This is a genomic window from Hydrotalea sp. AMD, assembly GCF_004100315.1.
Lineage (GTDB): Bacteria > Bacteroidota > Bacteroidia > Chitinophagales > Chitinophagaceae > Hydrotalea > Hydrotalea flava.
Map to the genome: position 1 here is coordinate 16,397 of NZ_SCKY01000018.1, position 17,299 is coordinate 33,695.

The 17,299-nt window shown below is 39.6% G+C and carries 20 protein-coding genes; 10 read left to right on the forward strand and 10 right to left on the reverse strand.

The window, feature by feature from the left end; all coding sequences use genetic code 11:
• Positions 1-134: 134 nt before the first annotated feature.
• From EO766_RS13420 to EO766_RS13465, 10 genes are all read left to right on the forward strand, one after another.
• The gene (locus EO766_RS13420; RefSeq protein ID WP_287101322.1) at positions 135-278 is read left to right on the forward strand and encodes a hypothetical protein; all 144 of its coding nucleotides are present in this window, start codon (positions 135-137) and stop codon (positions 276-278) included.
• Between the two features lie 111 nt (positions 279-389).
• A complete protein-coding gene (locus tag EO766_RS13425) occupies positions 390-686 on the forward strand; it encodes a hypothetical protein (protein ID WP_287101324.1) in 297 nt (98 codons plus the stop codon).
• The gene (locus tag EO766_RS13430) at positions 628-1,332 is read left to right on the forward strand and encodes a GIY-YIG nuclease family protein (protein WP_287101326.1); all 705 of its coding nucleotides are present in this window, start codon (positions 628-630) and stop codon (positions 1,330-1,332) included. The genes EO766_RS13425 and EO766_RS13430 overlap by 59 nt, the downstream gene beginning before the upstream one ends.
• Positions 1,304-4,009: a hypothetical protein gene (locus EO766_RS13435; RefSeq protein ID WP_287101327.1), complete on the forward strand. Its 2,706-nt coding sequence runs from the start codon at positions 1,304-1,306 to the stop codon at positions 4,007-4,009. The genes EO766_RS13430 and EO766_RS13435 overlap by 29 nt, the downstream gene beginning before the upstream one ends.
• 31 nt (positions 4,010-4,040) lie before the next feature.
• A complete protein-coding gene (locus tag EO766_RS13440) occupies positions 4,041-5,204 on the forward strand; it encodes a hypothetical protein (RefSeq protein WP_287101328.1) in 1,164 nt (387 codons plus the stop codon).
• A 109-nt stretch (positions 5,205-5,313) separates the two neighbouring features.
• Entirely contained in the window at positions 5,314-5,655 is a 342-nt protein-coding gene (locus tag EO766_RS13445; RefSeq protein WP_287101329.1) for an HNH endonuclease signature motif containing protein, read from the forward strand.
• The gene (locus tag EO766_RS13450; protein ID WP_287101330.1) at positions 5,652-5,945 is read left to right on the forward strand and encodes a hypothetical protein; all 294 of its coding nucleotides are present in this window, start codon (positions 5,652-5,654) and stop codon (positions 5,943-5,945) included. Before EO766_RS13445 ends, EO766_RS13450 begins: the two co-directional genes overlap by 4 nt.
• Complete coding sequence (locus tag EO766_RS13455) at positions 5,899-6,753, forward strand: hypothetical protein (RefSeq protein WP_287101332.1); 855 nt, start codon at positions 5,899-5,901, stop codon at positions 6,751-6,753. The genes EO766_RS13450 and EO766_RS13455 overlap by 47 nt, the downstream gene beginning before the upstream one ends.
• 184 nt (positions 6,754-6,937) lie before the next feature.
• Positions 6,938-7,240, forward strand: coding sequence for a hypothetical protein (locus EO766_RS13460; RefSeq protein WP_287101333.1), 303 nt, complete (start codon positions 6,938-6,940; stop codon positions 7,238-7,240).
• 9 nt (positions 7,241-7,249) lie between these two features.
• The gene (locus EO766_RS13465; RefSeq protein ID WP_287101335.1) at positions 7,250-7,699 is read left to right on the forward strand and encodes a RyR domain-containing protein; all 450 of its coding nucleotides are present in this window, start codon (positions 7,250-7,252) and stop codon (positions 7,697-7,699) included.
• A 73-nt stretch (positions 7,700-7,772) separates the two neighbouring features.
• Here the strand turns inward: EO766_RS13465 and EO766_RS13470 are convergent, their stop codons facing one another.
• The 10 genes from EO766_RS13470 to EO766_RS13515 all read right to left on the reverse strand — a co-directional run bounded on the left by EO766_RS13470 (position 7,773) and on the right by EO766_RS13515 (position 17,291).
• Positions 7,773-8,849: a hypothetical protein gene (locus tag EO766_RS13470; protein ID WP_287101337.1), complete on the reverse strand. Its 1,077-nt coding sequence runs from the start codon at positions 8,847-8,849 to the stop codon at positions 7,773-7,775.
• 17 nt (positions 8,850-8,866) lie between these two features.
• Positions 8,867-9,592, reverse strand: a complete 726-nt coding sequence (locus EO766_RS13475) for a chitosanase (RefSeq protein WP_287101338.1) — start codon at positions 9,590-9,592, stop codon at positions 8,867-8,869.
• Between the two features lie 277 nt (positions 9,593-9,869).
• A complete protein-coding gene (locus EO766_RS13480; RefSeq protein ID WP_287101339.1) occupies positions 9,870-10,517 on the reverse strand; it encodes a hypothetical protein in 648 nt (215 codons plus the stop codon).
• Between the two features lie 9 nt (positions 10,518-10,526).
• Positions 10,527-10,814 carry a hypothetical protein gene (locus EO766_RS13485; RefSeq protein WP_287101340.1) on the reverse strand — a complete coding sequence of 96 codons (288 nt, stop codon included), beginning with the start codon at positions 10,812-10,814 and terminating at the stop codon, positions 10,527-10,529.
• 491 nt (positions 10,815-11,305) lie between these two features.
• Complete coding sequence (locus EO766_RS13490; RefSeq protein ID WP_287101342.1) at positions 11,306-11,497, reverse strand: hypothetical protein; 192 nt, start codon at positions 11,495-11,497, stop codon at positions 11,306-11,308.
• An 18-nt stretch (positions 11,498-11,515) separates the two neighbouring features.
• Positions 11,516-12,346, reverse strand: a complete 831-nt coding sequence (locus EO766_RS13495) for a hypothetical protein (protein ID WP_287101344.1) — start codon at positions 12,344-12,346, stop codon at positions 11,516-11,518.
• Positions 12,343-14,682 (reverse strand): tail fiber domain-containing protein, encoded by a 2,340-nt coding sequence (locus tag EO766_RS13500; protein ID WP_287101345.1) that lies wholly within the window; start codon positions 14,680-14,682, stop codon positions 12,343-12,345. The genes EO766_RS13495 and EO766_RS13500 overlap by 4 nt, the downstream gene beginning before the upstream one ends.
• 1 nt (position 14,683) lies before the next feature.
• Complete coding sequence (locus tag EO766_RS13505) at positions 14,684-15,817, reverse strand: hypothetical protein (protein WP_287101346.1); 1,134 nt, start codon at positions 15,815-15,817, stop codon at positions 14,684-14,686.
• Positions 15,818-15,822: 5 nt separating this feature from the next.
• Positions 15,823-16,554, reverse strand: a complete 732-nt coding sequence (locus tag EO766_RS13510; RefSeq protein ID WP_287101347.1) for a hypothetical protein — start codon at positions 16,552-16,554, stop codon at positions 15,823-15,825.
• Positions 16,515-17,291 carry a hypothetical protein gene (locus EO766_RS13515; protein WP_287101349.1) on the reverse strand — a complete coding sequence of 259 codons (777 nt, stop codon included), beginning with the start codon at positions 17,289-17,291 and terminating at the stop codon, positions 16,515-16,517. Before EO766_RS13515 ends, EO766_RS13510 begins: the two co-directional genes overlap by 40 nt.
• Positions 17,292-17,299 lie beyond the last annotated feature (8 nt).

The following is a 17,299-nucleotide window of genomic DNA, read 5'->3' on the forward strand; positions in this document are numbered from 1 at the left end:
GTGGCGGATTTTGAAGCACTGAACCGTCTGTAAGCACTAAATTTGAATTGAAAAACTGAACTTAATATTAACCGAGAACCCGCCATATTGCCTATGTGCTGTTATAGGTAGGGCTTCTCACAAAACTTAAAAATATGTATTGGAATTGGATTAATGTATTTAACCACGAAAGATTTGTAGCAAGTTTTTACACCGATAAATCAAAACGAGAAGAAGTTGTAAAAGAAATAAATGAAAAATATGGTCAAGGTCAATGGACAAGATTTACTTCCGAGTAGGCTCTTAGCCTTACCTATAACGTGTAAGGGCTTGATGGCAACTATATGTAAACTGGATGGCTGTTAGAAGATATTTGGAAGATTATCATTTTTACATAGAACCTATTGTACATGAACCGAGTGTTACTAACTCGCAGACAAATTGAGTTTAACCTGGAGAAAGGGTTAGTTAACAAAATGATTTCTTACATTACTATTCGTGATGAAAAGAGAGTAGGTAAGGTACAACGTGTAACTGTTAATGATCACTCAGGTGAACTACTGGTCACATTCATTGTAAAACTACCTGATAAGTTAGACAGGCAGGAATGGGATCTCGCTTATTTAATTGAAAATTTAACGGTATTGTATGGCGATACTTACACAGGAGAGCGAAAATCGATTAAAGATATTCTTAGGAACGGATAAATTTCCTTGTACAGGAGAAAAATTTCCAGAAGTATATAAAATCGTGTGTCTACCAACTAATAAAGTTTATGTTGGTTCTTCAAGTAGGTGTGTATACAGAAGATTTAAAGATCGTAGAGGATTTTTACGAGCTAAAACTCATCATTCAATTCTCTTACAACGAGCATGGGATAAGTATAAACCAGAAGAATTTCAATTTGAGGTATTAGAGTTTTGTACTCCAGATGAGTGTATTGCTAAAGAGCAGTATTATATCAATAGGTATAAAGCTGCTAACCCAGAATTTGGGTTTAATATATCTCCATTTGCAGGAAGTAATAAAGGAAGTAAGTTTAAACGTACACATCCTATTGCTCCAAAAAGTCAAAAGAGTATAGAATTGATGAAAGCGGCTTTAAAAGGAAAACCTAAATCAAAAGAACACGCTGCTAAAGTAGGATTAGCTAAAGCAATACCTATTGTACAATTGTCAATTATAGGCACATTATTAAATGTGTGGAAAGCAGCAGAATATGCTGCAAGAGATTTAAAACTACATCAGGGTAATATAGTTAACTGCTGTAAAGGTAAACGTAAAACTACAGGAGGCTATAAATGGATGTATAAATCAGATTATTATGGCAATATTAGAACAGGAAATAGTTGATGTTCAAGGAGGATTTAAAAAAGTTATAAATGCAGGAGCTGAACAACTCATGTTTTCTATCCTTCAGCAGCATCAGTATGCGTTTCCAATTAAATCCACTATCAGGGAAATTACCTCTAACGGACTTGATAGTATAACTGAAAAACGAATTGCCAGAGAAATACTCTCTGGAGCAGCCAAAGTTGAAGATTATTACGTCAATCTTGAAGGTGAAATCTATGAAAACAGCAAGTTTGATCCGAGTTACTACAACCTGCAATACTTATCTCCTATCGATGAAGTGCATATCACTTATATAGATGGAGGAGAGGTAGGTAAGGATAAGGTAGTCATTCAGGATTATGGTGTTGGATTAGGGGCCTCAAGACTGGAAGGCTATTTCGACCTTGGTTATTCTTCCAAGCGGCTGTTGAGTAAAGCGCTTGGTAAATTTGGCATTGGAGCTAAAAGTCCATTATCAGTAGGTGTTCCATTCTATACTATTCGTAGTAGATGGAATGGCCGGGAGTTTATCTTCAATGTTTACTCACATCGTGTAGAAAGTCTTGTACCTACATTTGATCTTGATAACAACACTGCAAACGTAGAGTATCAGTTTTCGAATGGTTATAAGTGTTACTACAAACAGACCACAGAAGCAAATGGACTTACCATAGAAATCGCTGCTAAAAAGCATCATAAGCAACAGTACATCGATGCTGTTAAACAGCAGTTGTTGTATTTCAATAATGTAAGGTTGTTTATTGAAGAGAATGGTTACCGTAGAGAAGAAAGTATACGGGCCAATATCATCTACGAAGATGATAAGATCATCATGGCCAGCAATTCAGGATATTCTAAACCTCACTTGTTACTTAATGGCGTCAACTACGGTTTCATTAATTTCCAGGAATTGGAACTTGATGAAAAGCTGGGTAATATTGGTATCAAAGTAAATCCTGACCTGGTAAGTATTAATCCATCCAGAGAAAGTTTGATATGGGATGATAAAACCAGAGAAACAATTACTACACGATTTAAAGAAGTAGTTTCTATAGCTGAGGATATTATCAATAAAGAGCTGAAAGAAACTGATTTCTTGAAGTGGTTAAAACTGGCTGCTGATATACATGCTGCAGGTAAATTCTGGAACGATAAGAGTGAGAATACTCCTCTTGGTCGTTTAGCAAAGATTGTGGATCTGAAGAATGTGGAGCTATCTTACCCGGTAAACCCTAAGTATAAATTTGCATTTGGCATATTTAACGGGTTTAGAATACACAAAGTAGGTGTTACTTTAGAACGTAAAGGAAGTAAGAATGTAAAGACAGTTACCTATTCAGGCAACTGGATTGATGCTTTACAAGATGGCTTACCTATGTACCTGGCTTCTGATGATATGAAGAATCGGAAGAACAAATATCTGATGAGTTTACATCCTCAAGGGTTTATACTTCTTAGACCAGACGTGTTTCCACATGAAGATGGTACACTAATTACACCAGATGAGATCCCTACTCTTAGGGTTGATCAGGTATTAGAAGGTTACGCAAAAAAGTTTGATGAAGAAACCAGGAAACGTGTTGCGCAGAGACTGGCGGATGTACACAATTTCATCTGGCAATCTACCAGGGATAATGTAATTGACTATGATAATGTAGTTATTCCGCAGGAATTTAAAGGCTCTGAAGAAGAAATTGAAGAAGAAGAGGATGAGAAAACAGAGGAATCACGTATTTCTGCTGAAGAGAGAAGGAAGCTGACAGGCTCTATTGTATTGCATACTCCGAGGATTGAAGACTACAATTACCATCGTAAGAATGAAAAAGTGTATGCCATGCAGAAACTGGAGATGCCAGTACACATTGCTGACACCTGGAACAATGAAGAGATATTCTGGACCAACCAGGATACAGAACCATTGCTTCATACTGCAGCGTTAATTACCAGGGTACATTCGCTAACATCTAAATCTGTTAAAAGTTGGACAGATGTACAAAAAATTCAACAAGAAATGACTGATTTAGGCTATGGCAGGCTTAATTCCCTCGATGTACAGAATTTTTCCAATTTCTTCGATGATTCTCCTGTAAGACTGATCAGAGTTAGTCAGCAGAATGTAAAGCATTTCAGAGACTTCAAACACATCACTAAATTCTTTAAAGAAATTAAGAACAAAACTATCACTATGTCAAATGCATTGGTACGCTGGAACACGGCAAGGTTAATGAAGGCACGTATTGATGAATTGCAATTCCTGGAAGGGTTTGCCGGCATTGATCCTCAGCGGCATGCCAAATACCTTGAAGTCAGAGATTACGTAAACAAGTGGTGGAGAGAAATCACTTTCGATACTAAAACACTGGGAGCTGATGATACTACCACAGGACAATTGATTGCTCACCTGGATAAGGTAACAGAGTTTCAGTTGTTTGTACGTTCTCATCCCGATGAGCCGGAATCTATTGCTCAATTGGCTCAAGAGTTGTTCAATCCTCAACCAGGTGTTGAGATACAAGATGGGCGCTCAATTGATACAACATTGTATGACATCTTTACTGAATTACTTGACTGGGCTCAACCAGTACAAATCATGCTGAATATGGTATACCCACTTATTAATTCTGATTCAATTTCAGAAGAACAGGAGAATGAGATCAGGAATTATTTCCGTTATCGTAACTGCCCTTTAAATTAATCCACTAACTTTTAAAACTCACTAAATACGTATGAGTATGTTTATAACCGTTAATCGCGTCGGTGACAGCATCACCGGCTCTTTCAAAGGCCAGCCTTTTGGCATTGCTTACAATGAAAGCAAGTATGGCTATATGAAAGATTTAGAGGCTAAAGCCGCAGCTGCATCTTCAATGGATGAGCTGAAAGACATCTTAGATGAGTTTGAGCCACTCACTAAAGAGAACTACAAAGAGCTTATCGAACACGCTCAAGGAGGACAGTACTTGTTTGTAAGTCCTGCCACTGGCAAAGTGTTCCTGGCCATCAATGGTAAAGTGAGTAACAAGCCTTTACCTAAGAGCATGGTGGATCGTATCATTTATTCCGTGGAAAAGAAGATTGACGTGATGCCGCTGGTGAAGAACTGGGCACGTTTCCTTCGTAACCCATGGTACAGTGATCAGAAAGCTGCTAACTACGCTCGCTACATCAACACTACAGTAGTAAACCATGAACTGAAAACAAAGCTGATGGAAGAAAGTGGCCTGTCTGAAGAAGTGGCCACCCAACGTGCTACCATGTATGATGTAAGCTTTACCCAGGAAGGTTTGCTGGCTACTTACAAAGTGGTGAAAGAAATCGACTGGAAGTATGTAGCTGATGGTGAAAATGGTGTGAAAAAAGTGGATCGCTTCGATTTTGAAGTAGATGAATTCACCGGGCTGAAAACTTACAAGAAACCAGAACTGCTTGAACAACGCGTGTTTGAACCTTGCGTTCAGGGCCAAAGCGGCGATGATTTCTACTCAGCAGACTACCTCGGACACATCATTCGTGTAGGTAAGCCAGTCTACCTGGACAGCTGGGATAAAGTGAACTGTAACGACTCTGCTACTTGTGTGAAAGGTCTTCACATTGGTGGTCTTCGTTACATCAAGAACTATCAGCATGATGGAACACTTACACTCAATGTGTTTGTTGATCCCATGCATATTGGTGGTATTGATCACGAAGGCACCGGTGCACTTCGCGTGTTGAAGTATTTCCCTCACTCTGCTTTAGAAGGCGTTACTCAGAACCTGTATCACAGCAGTGAGTATGCTAAACTCGGTGATGCAGAATATGCAAAACTCATCGAGGATGCAGTGGATGTTGATCAGCAGAAAATTAATCAGATGGCTGAAGATATGGATCAGAAGAAAATTCTTCTGTAGATTTGTAAGTGGTTAGGCATCAACGTTAGTCCTAACCGCTTAATCTATACCCTTATCTATGCCAAAAGCACGAAAATCCAAAGTACCCAAGACACGCAATGGAGGTACCATGACAGAAGCACAGTACTTTCAAAAAATACGTTCTACGCTGAGAAGAGCATTTAGGTGGTGGATTCCAATGAAACAAGCATTAGAGAAAGCTAAACGTAAATCTCAAAGCCTTAATAAGAAACTCAAATGGGAGTATCAATGCAAAGAATGTAAAGGTTGGTTTCCTCGTAAACAAGTGGAAGTAGATCATATCATTCCTTGCGGGGGTCTTCGGACTCTTGATGATATTCCAGGGTTTATTGAAAGGCTGACAGCAGAAGGAACAAATGCGTATCAGGTGCTTTGCAAAACGTGTCATGGGCATAAAACTCAGTCAGAATCCAAACAACGAAGAGCATGAGCGAATCAATACAGTCAGCTACTGCTGCACATAGAGCAGCACTTACCATATTTACTGTAATCACGAATCCCACAGCCGTACACGTCATTAATTATCTTCAGCGTGAGAAAGAAGGAACTATCCGTGAAATGGAAACAGATGAGATGAACATTAGTCGAATTAGAAAAGCTGTAAGTAATTTGATAGATATCGGAGTGGTACGTAGAGAATCAGTAGGTACAAATGTTTATTACAAACTCATATATGAAAAGCTCGGTCGAATTAACTCAGCCGCTGCCAGAATCCTGTGAGTATCTGGTGATAGATGGTGACACTATCGCCTACATGATAGGCTGGCATCACAGAGACCATACTGATGAGGCGTTGGTAAAACACGCTGTCGATCAGTGGTTAAAAGATTTCTTTGCTATCACTGGCATGAAATACTATATAGGCGTGATTGCTCCTATAGGTAATAACTGTTTTAGAAAGAACATCTACAAGTATAAGCCTTACAAAGGTAACCGGACAGATAAAGAAGAATGGATCAAGTTTTGGGAACCTATCATCCGTCAACATTTAGTTGATGAGTGGTGGTTTACTTTAGCTCCTAATCATCTGGAAACAGACGATGTTGTAGCGGCTATAGTAGAAGGTGATCCCAAAGCTGTATTGTGTAGTCCGGATAAGGATCTGAAGCAAATACCTGGTTTTCATTTAAACTATAAGCAGAACACAGAAGATAGTCCATTACAAGTGGACATCATCGAGTACAATACTGCTAAAAGGAATTTATGGATGCAGGTACTTACAGGCGATACAACTGATAATGTAAACGGCATCACTGGTATGGGAGAAGCTAAAGCTAAAAAGCTTTTAGATGAGACCCAGCAGCTGCTGTGGGAGAATGCAGTGCAGTTAGCTTATCAGAAACAGTATGGCCCGTATTATGGTCCGATCATTTTCACGGAAACGTATAATACGATTCGTATGATGACTCCATCACATCCTTTGTGGGACTCTTACAAGTTTGATGTAGAATCTTACAAACAGAATCACCTTAAAGAAGTACCATCAGCAGTAAAATATGCCGGACCCTTTTATTCAGAAACTGAATGAGAAGCATCTGTGCAGCTGGTATATACTTCCTTTATTAGATCTTAACGTAGAAGCCTTCGGGCATAGCAATTTCATCAATTCGTATCTTATCCATGGTAAACGTAGCGTAGCAGTTCATGTAGCTGATCCTAATCTATGTTTACATACAGTAGAACATCCCTGCTATGTAGAGACAATCTCTAACATGGACAGGGATTTTCTCATTTTTGAGATACCAACGATGTGGGCTGCAGATCTACGACGATTTATTCAAGGTAGGTATACAAAGATGTCAGATGAAGCGAAGCAAAAAATCAGAGAGCTTTGCGGTCTCAAGTATGAGGTAAAAGACAGTGCCGGTAACCTTATTACAGACGCAATTCTCATGGCTTTAGAGCAGCATGAATCTCTAAAGCACAAATGGATGGAAGTGTTAGAGGTGAGAGAAGATGATTTACCAGAAGAACTTCTTAGTCCTCCATCACACTCCAGCTTTATCATTTTGTAAACCACAATTATGTCATACAGAACAGACAACCGTAACCCGGTAGAACAGATCGCTGTTATTTGCCATCAGACAAACAAAGCCTGGTGTGAAATGAATGGCGATTTTAGCCAGAAAGACTGGCATGATGCCCCCGATTGGCAGAGAGAATCTGCTGTAAAAGGAGTAGAGTTCAGGTTAGCTAATCCGGATGCAACCCCCGAAGCTCAACACGAATCTTGGTACAAAGCCAAAGAAGCAGATGGCTGGGTATACGGAGAAGTAAAGGATGCCGAGGCCAAAACTCACCCTTGCATGGTAGAGTACGATCAACTCCCTCTCTTCCAGCGGAAGAAAGATGAGTTATTCGGAGCTATTGTAGAAGTGCTCAGGGATACTGTACCCCCTGAAGAAGAAACACAGCAAGAACAGCAAGGTCAGGAATTAAAGCCTAAGCAAGAAGCAGGAGATGGTGAAAACTAAATGTTAGGACAAGATTGGAAAGGATACCAATCTGGCCCAATACAGTAAAATGAAAAGGTAGAGACTATGCGCTCTACCTTTTTTTAACCGATTGGCTTTGATTCGTTGCGTTAACCCATTCCTGGATTGACCAATATGGAGTAGACATCTTTTCCTTTCCGGACAGTGCTATGCATGGATAAGTTGGACAGGTCTTCAGAGAAAAGAACCGTTTAGCGTATCCACTATCTACCTGAATAGATCCACATACTGCTGCACAGCGTTCTCTACCTCCTTCCCAGTACTTGGCTATTCCTGGCAGGTGAAAATCTCCTTGAACAGCGATATCCCTGTCAGGAGCTTCCATTCTCATGTAACGCATAGGAGCATGTACATTGTTAAGCATGGATTTACCACGGAAGAAGTGAGTTACGGCCCATTTATAGGTAATATCTCCCACGCTGATATCGATATGGCCTATGTGGTTATGGAATATTGTGTGCCGGCTGAAAATATTAGCGTAATTACTATACCCGGTCATTGCCTCTTCTCTCATTACAGCGTGATTATCCCAGGTAGAACAAATGACTTTGTGCTTGATGTCATTCAGCCAACTGTCAAGAAACATGAACTGAATCTTAGGAGGCATTAGGTTATCCATCATTTCCAATACGTTTCTCATTTTAATGGCCATCTGAATCAGATCGCCTACGAGAATCACGTACAAGTTAGGAGTGTTAAGAATCTCATCTGTCACTTTCATAAATAGTTCGTAATCTGTAGCCCAACTGCCGAGCTGTAAATCTCCAATGACAGCTACACATATCTGATCAGCTTCTATCTTCCAGTTAGCTTCAGATTGTGAGCCAGAGGCATCATTGACTATGTTTTGGAAAGTTTTAAGATGAGGTACTACACTTCTCCAGTGAAATTCGCTGACTTTTTTATCACTGGTAATAACTGCAGCTTCTTTTCCGTACTGCTGTTGATTGTGATATAGGCTTTCACGTACTCTTTGTACATATACTCTGAGTGAGTTTGTTTGCTGGTAATCAAGTTTCTCTCTTTCACCGAGTTGTCTGGCTATGTAGATTGCTTTTTCACCATGTTTAAGAAGGGTTACGATCTCTGAATGAAGTTTAACATAGATAGGGGGCTTGGGCTTAGCCATGGTTTAATGGTTATGGGTTATGAAATCGTGGCCCATACCTGAGGAGTTTGTTGGTTAGCAGGGTCGGGATAATTTACCACAGTAAATGGTTTATCCAGCATCCAGTTATCTTGCCGTATAGCGTAAATAAAACTGTCTGTCCTGTAATCAGTATTCCTTAGGATAGGCCTGGCTGTATTAGTTTCTAACCACACATCTCTCACTTGAACGTATTCACTGATCCATTCTCTTTCATTCCCACCATCTACTGGTACTTTTTCTGGGAACCTGTTCCTGAGAAAGTCCATGATAGAACCAGACTGTACGAATGAATCATATATTACAAGCATGGATAAAGGAAGACTAAAACCGTGTTTCTCAAACCAGTCTTCTGCTGGATGGAAATAGTACTGACGGAAGAACTGATCCTGCACTTGCCACATAATTGGATCTTTCGCAGCGGATTTAAGTAGTATGATAAATGCTCTGTCATCTGCCAGAGTAGGTTTAGTAGGATCTCCTATACGACTGATGTATGCTTCAAAAGATGAAGTGTATTCTCCTTTGGCATCTATGTACATCTGAATCAGTTTATGCAGCATGCCAAATTCAGTAGTTTGACTGGCTCCATAAGTGATTTGTTTTCGGTTACCGGGGCCATCATTGAACATTGACAGTGCTCCATAGTCAGCTCCTGTAACTTTAGATGTCTCAAAATAGCGTACAACTTGTATAATTTTCTTGATAAGGTTATCGGTAAGCATTAGTAATAGGATTGTGGAGTTACCCAGCTTACCCATTTACTTAACGGGCAACTGGACTCCAGGTTAGCGGTTTTACCAGCCAGTGGGCATCCACATTGACCACAGTAGTATATTGATCCCTGTTTATTGATAGCGTGAATGAGCGCCTGTCCTGTAGTGCTTATCTGCTGTTTGTGAGGACATTGGTCACAAATGGCCAGTCTCTCCTCGATCATCTGTTTATGCTCAGCGGATGCCACTACAAAATTGTACCATCCTTTAGCTATCTCTTTCAGGTTCATATTTTGAATTTAAGTTTAGCCCATAGCAGATTAGTTCCTACCAGCAGTATGATGGCTATAATCAGATACAAGTAAGCATAGTTTCTATCTTGCTTATAACTCTCAGCCAGACTTCTTGATCCTGATAATTGCTGCTGAGTAGAATGAAGGGCGTCGTTAGCGATATTCAATTCTCGTCTGCTGCGAAGAGAGTAGGTCATGGTATCCGGTGCACGGAATAGCTGATGACTATTGAACTGCTCTACTGCAGTCTGGAATCCTTTTACGTATCCTGATTTATAAGCTTCGTCAATGTGTTTTGATATACTGCTATCAACAGTAAGTTTAGTGCTATCCTTGTACTTAAATAACCAGGTAGTATCAAGTAAGAATGGAAATGCAAGACCGTAGTCAGAGTAAACGTCTCCTCCGCTACTAATCCTCAGCGTGTCTACTTTACCAGGTAAGAGCATTACTCCTGTAGTGTCCACAATGCACGGCCAGATACTGTCCACGAATGGTTTCAGTTCTGCCAGTAATGATCTTTTTGCTGTTATCCTTTCTAATGCAGCGTTATCCCGTTTAGCGATTTGCTTTTGGGTATTGCATGAAACAATAACAGCAAAGATCATTGATATGATCCCTGCTATTATTATGGTTTTCATAGATTAGAGTTATTTGCTGGTTGGTGCTGGTTGATTTGTTCCTACTGCAGGAGTTGCCGGAGTGTTGGGGTTAGGCAACTGAGCAATCAGTGCTGCTACTATACCAGATATAGCGATAATTTTATTCTCAAATACCAGCCAGGTTCCAGTTAAATGTATACCGAAGTAGCCAAGTAAATCTGGTAAACCAGTAATAGCTGAGATGGCCAAAGATACATACTGGATGTACTTGAAAAATTTAGGATTGCTACTGAAAAGTCTTTCAATCAGCTGAATCCAGAAGTTGCTTGAGTTCATAGTTATACGTTTTAGTTATAAAGGTTTCATTTTCCCGTAAGACTACTAAGTGTAATCTGATCTTCTTGCTTAGCTGGAGTTTTTACCTGACCCAGTTTAGCTTTAAGACTCCTGATATCTGACTCAGCCCCGTCCATCCTTACATTTAGTTTACCTTGTTCAATCAGTATTACCTGCACCGTTTTCATACTGTCTTCTATACTGTCGAGTTTATTCTTGAGGAGAAAGCTTACGATAATTACCAGTATTGGAGTTATTGATCGTAGTACGAAATGTTCGATAATATTGGTTGATTTGGTAGACATAGGGCGTAAAATATGTACTGATTATGTAATCTTATTGTGATACGCTAATGTACTATCTCTGAGCAGTTATTAATCGTTAGATATATGTAACAAATACCCCTTATCTTAAATGCTTTAATACCAATTGTTTTAAAAAAGCCATGTAGAAACATGGCTACTTTGTAACACTGCTGTTATGAAACCAAATTAAGAAGGTTGTTCAAGGCTTTGGTCTTGCCCTTTAATAACTGGATTATTCGGGTCGGAAGCTGCACCTCCACCACCGGTAACAGGTGGTTGTTGCGGTTCCTCAATTGAAACTTTACTGCCGTTGGTTACCAATTTAAAAATAACAACCGTGACAAGAATTACCAGAATAGCAATAATGATGTTAAGCATAATATTTGTTTTTGGTTATTAATATTTATTAACAGACCTCCAACTATAAGTTTGATCTCCAAAAGAAGTTGGTGTATTTGATGTAATGGTAAAAGTGCAATTTCTTTGAGTTGGGTCTAAGGGTCTAATACCTACAATTTGTGTTTTTGAAGTTGTTCCTGAATTTATCGTTATTGAATAACCACTACTTACAGTTGTTGATGCATCTACTAAATTACCAACTACAGTAATATTTGTATTTGGCGCAGTACTACTCGTTGCCTCTACAACATAATTATTAGATGCATCTACATAAAAAGAAACTGTACAATTTACAACTGTTGTACAGCTCTGAATAGTATCTATGTAATAATACCCATTTGCGTTAATTGATGTATGAAATGCATTACTATATGTATTTGTATAATACCACGCAGAATTGCTAAAGAGAAAACCATTCGTTGCAAAATATGAATTTAATGCATAACTGGTAGCATGTGCAACATAAATGCGTGGTGAAGATGAACCACTATCGCATGCACTTGTTGAAGATGCCCAACCTACATAGAGTTGTCCAGAAAGACCATAACTAATGTTAAAAGAATCGGCTGCACTGGTTAAATCCTGTTTACTTAATAACTGATTATTTGCTTTTGTGGCAAAACTTGTGTTATTAGGATCTAAATAAAAGTAATTACTTGCATCATACTTAGAGAGTAATTTATTTGATGATGTGGGCGAATTTTGAGAGACAAATAAATTACTATTAATCACATCAGCGAAGCTAACACATTGGTTGTTAGCTATAGAAGCCCACTGTGCTTGCACGCTGATGGAAGTTAGTAAAAAAACACCTAATAAATATTTCATTGTTGTAAAGATTTAAGCAATTTCTTCAATTCATTAATTTGTTGTTTCAATTCAGCCACCTCATTTTCCAAATCGTTAATTTTCTTAGTGTGTACTTCTGTGTAGTTAACAGATAAGTAGCCTTTATCATCTTTTAAAACCTGATTAGGCATTGTTTTGCGCACTTCCTGTGCTATGTAGCCATAATGAATTAGTTTATCTCTGCCATCTTTCCATCTGTAGGTCACCATATCGCCTTTGCGTGAGATAATTTTTTTTAATCGCCCATCGGATGAGTTGTAAAATGCGGTTGCCGTAACACTGCTTGTGAATGTAGCTGCACCAGCAGGGGTAATGTTTAAAAGATTAGTCCATGACGTACCATTCGAATAGTTGAAATTCAAATTTCTGTTTTGAGAAACATTCTGAAAACTTACATTTGAACCTATTGACCATTTTGTATTGTCGTTATTTACATTAACTAAAACAGCATTATCCGATGAACCACCTATTAGTTGAGCAACATAACCAGTAGAACCTGCGTTGAATCGTGTTTGAGATGAAACGTCAGTACTAAAAGAAGCAGATGTACCATTTAAAGTACCTGTTAATGTGCCACCCGAACGAGGTAAAGCATAATAATTAAAATTAATAGAATTAAGTAAAAGAGCGTCGCTTGTACCATCATATCTCCAAACCAACTCATTTGTACCGTCATTGTATAAAATTCTATTAGCAGGATTGGAAGTGCTCTTAAAAACAATCTGTGGGTAAGCTGTTGAACCTCCTAAATAAATATATCCATTCGTTAAAGTTTGTTGATAAAATGTAGGAATATTACCAGTACTTAATCTTTGATTTTCTAATGGTTGATAACGATTATCAAAGCCAGTATAACTTCCTGTAATATAACCCACATCATTCGTGAAGGTGCTCACATTAGTTGGCTGCGTATAACTAATAACGCCTGTTGTGCTGTTATAAGAAAGTGAGCCGCTAACAGAAATTGATGCTCTTGCTCTCCCATCTGTATAATACAGGTTTCCACTTTCAGGAACAGCAGAGGTGTTGAGTGTTTGCCAAGATTTATCACCTCGCCAAAATTGTGTTGTTGTACCTGCTGTAATAGATGGCTCACCGCCTAATCCAGTTAAAGTATAAGAAGGTATATTGAATAAACCATTTGTATAAGTAGCTGCACCGCTATTGCCTGTAGTAGTAAGTGATATAGCCGATTGCGCTCTTGCATTTGTGAAGTATTTATTCGCAGTTCCCTCCCCAATATCATCAGTTACAAGAGTAATAGATGTGCCCGATTTACCATTCACAAAATGCACATCACTGGTACCACCCGAACGCTCCCACATTGTGCCGTTATGTATCACATAATCACCAGTATAGAATGTAATTGATCCGCTGCCAAGATTAACCGTTCCGTTTGCGCTTGCCTGATACACATAGCCACTCGTGCCTGTACTATCTGATAACGCGGGCGTATTAGTGGAAGGATTCCATTGGCCTTTATAGATCAATAACGTTGACGGTAGTTGTGATAGAGGCACTTTACCGCCTCCATCCAAAGATGCGTAACCGTTAGCTGCCCCTTTGTTTGCACTGTTTTCCGGAGTGTAAGTCAATGCTCCGATAATTCCACTTTGAGTTAGGCTGATAGTACCATCTGCAGATAGACCCATGTACGCTCCTACTTTAACTCCACCCAGCGTACTGCTGGTAGCCTGAGGTAGGGTATAAGTATAGGTATTATTAATCTGTCCATTTGCTAAGCTGATATTTGTACCAGCAGAAAACAAGCTTCTCACTTTAGTGTAGAAGCTGGCAATATCTGTAGTATCGATTGAATTTTTAAGAGCAAAACTGCCAAGGCCCAAATTACTCCTCGCTAACGACGGACTGCTAAGATCTGATAGGTTATTGTATGTTCGGGCAAACGGCTGTAGCATTAAAGTAGTGTCTGTATATTTTACTCCTTTATAGTTTAGTAGGTAAGGGTTTAACATACTGGCAGTGTCTGTATACTTCATCAGCGTGGTGAAATCTACTGAACTTTGCTTGTAAGCCACCCAATTACCATCTCTCAGCGTGGGATCTTTTAACACATATACACTATCAGTAGCGCTTACGTACACTTCCATGCCGTAAGTACGCTGCCAGGTAGGGATACTATCCCGTTGGCTAAGTCTTGATAACGGCCAATAGCCGGTTTGATGTTCCCCGAATTTAGTAATCGGGAAGTTACCAGATGGCTGTAGTCGTCCATCAGTAGCAAGTCCACCCTGGGCTAAACCAGCAGTGGATACAAGGATAGAGGCGGTTATAATGGCTAAAATCTTTTTCATACTATTGAATTACGATACTTGAAATAGGTTGGTTTAACAAGTTGTTACTACGAACATAAGTGTATGTTGAGGTAAATCCCTGTGCATTAGTTACGCTGTATGTAGTAATGGTAAATGCCCTGGTAGAAGGCAGATTATTTACTGTAACGCTACTCACTGATCCTTTAGTAAAGTACTCAAAGTACTGTCCATTGCCCCCATTTGATGTAGCATTAGGAGTTATATTAGTCAGCGTGATAGTGCCTGTAGATCCGTTATTATCCTGAGTCAGCGTTAATATCTGAGCTGAAGTAGGATTATTTACATCTAAAAACCCCCAGTAACGTTTGTCGAAAGGAATTACATAATTAGTATTGGTATTAATGGTTCCTGCAAGTATCTGCCCGGTACAGTCTGTTTGGCTCAGGTTATTCAACTTACAAGCTCCCTGTGTATACTGTACCGCTGCGTAATAGCTCTGAGTACTGGTTAAACTGGTTACAGTAAAACTGTTAATCCCCAGCTGACTGCCATTGGCATAATAAGTAATTCCAGATACCTGGCCCCCATCGTTTTGAGTATAAGCTACACTCATTACTGTAGTTACCTGAGATCCTCTTTCATAATAAGCTGTTCCGGGATTAATTGAGGCTGTCGGGGATGCATAAGTTGGATGTACTACTTCTTGAGATATGCTATCTACAAACTGAGTAATACTCCAGCCTGTAGATGGAATAGTCTGACCATTAGTATATCTTCCTACAGTTTTGTTGTTTCCCAGGTATACAGTTACATCATGTGTGATTCGTGGGGCTTCCGCTACAATAATACTATCCACCTGATATTTAGTGTAGAATATACTCAATAACCATTTTACTGCCGGGTAACGGTGCCATTGATCCATCCCAGCGTACACATACACACTGGTATCACCGGAATTATACACCATGGCACCAATAGAATCTACACCTTTTCCTGCTGTGAGAGAAGGACGTGTGGTAGGGGCGGAAGACACAACTGGCAGATAAAAGTTCTTACCTGCCATGAGTCTTTGAATGAGATTGGTAATCGAGGTTGGAGAAGTTTCCCTGACTGGTTGAGCTGTCAGGGTTATGAACAATAACAGTGCTCCAACACTGGTCAGTATTTTTTTCATAGTGATTATATGATTACATGAAAATAGTTATTGCCATCGTGTACATTGAAGCCAGAGATGGTGATGATAAATCCTCCTGTAGGGAGTATAGTGAATTCGTTATTAGGATCACTCGGATTATTGTAGTTATAGAGCAGGAAGCCTAAACCACGATGCCATATCTGTAGCTTTTTACCGGCCATAGTCGGATCGTCATACTCATTAGTACCAGCATTGAAATCACTGCCTTGTAGAAATTTAACTACAGTACCACTATCTGCCACGTAAATACCATCATAGTTGAGTATGGCTTTGTTACCAGTGGCACCAGATAATTTAACATTAGCACTGAGTATACTATTGGATACAGATAGGTTTACACTGGAGGTATTGGCCACTGAAAAATAGATCGGCTGCTGAGAAGAAGAGAAGCCGGGAGTAGCCAGTTTATCAGCAGATGGTGGATTGTTAGCCAGCTCATCTGCTCCATAGCGACGGATATTATCCAGGATAGCAATCATCTGGTATTCATCCAATACATTAAGTGCCCCTGGACGATTGTCCCAGGATTCTAACGCAGTAAGCAGCATGAGCAGCTTTGTGTCACTGCCAGTGCCTGTAAATTGTACACCGTATTTAGAACGCAGGAATTTGCTGTTAGTGATATCAGTCAAATACCCTACACCCTCATTGTACCTGTTGTTTATATCAATTGTAGTTAGTTGCATCCGCAGTTGCTGTATACATGTGGTGAACAATAGCTGGCTACTTTCACAGCCAGGTTGTGAGCATCGTAGTACATGCCAGATCCGAATTTAGTAGTCATTGCGATGCGCTGTTTGTATCTGGTCCAGATGTGACGGAAGTTTTCCTGCTGGCAGTTATCTTCTGCCCAGATGCCTACATCTCTTAACCAGCAGTTGTATCCTGCTTTATCTACCAGCACTTTTAAATCTCCTTCATAGCTGAACTCAAAATTACCTGTCTCAGAAGCCAGGAAAGGACTGGTTACATACCCACCAGCATTGGTCAATGGTTGAGATTTATCGATGTAGTATATGAGAGAAAGATTGTCAGGGAATACAATACCTACGGCACCAGCCAGAATAGTATTAGCATTTGTAAGCGTGAATTGCTTACTTCCCTGAACAGCACTAATGCCGGTGGATTGAAATAGACATTCATACTTAAAATCGAATACACCGTCTTGGAACACCCCGCCCAGGGTAGCAACACTAAACTGTGTTGCCAGTAAACTTACTCCTGCTGAGAAGAATGAAGCTTGTTCAGTAGAGGACAGTCTATAAGGGGCTTGTATGTTGATATTACTATACTGGGTAGCTACCAGGATCACGCCGGAAATAGTACCCTGTGCAGGATTAGGAGTTCCAAAACCGCCTGTGTTACTGGTCGAATAGGCTCCAGTATTTTCTTGAAGCGTTATACTGGTAGCGTCATCTGCGATGCCTACCAGTTTAAGTTGAGGAGTAAGCATAAAGTGAA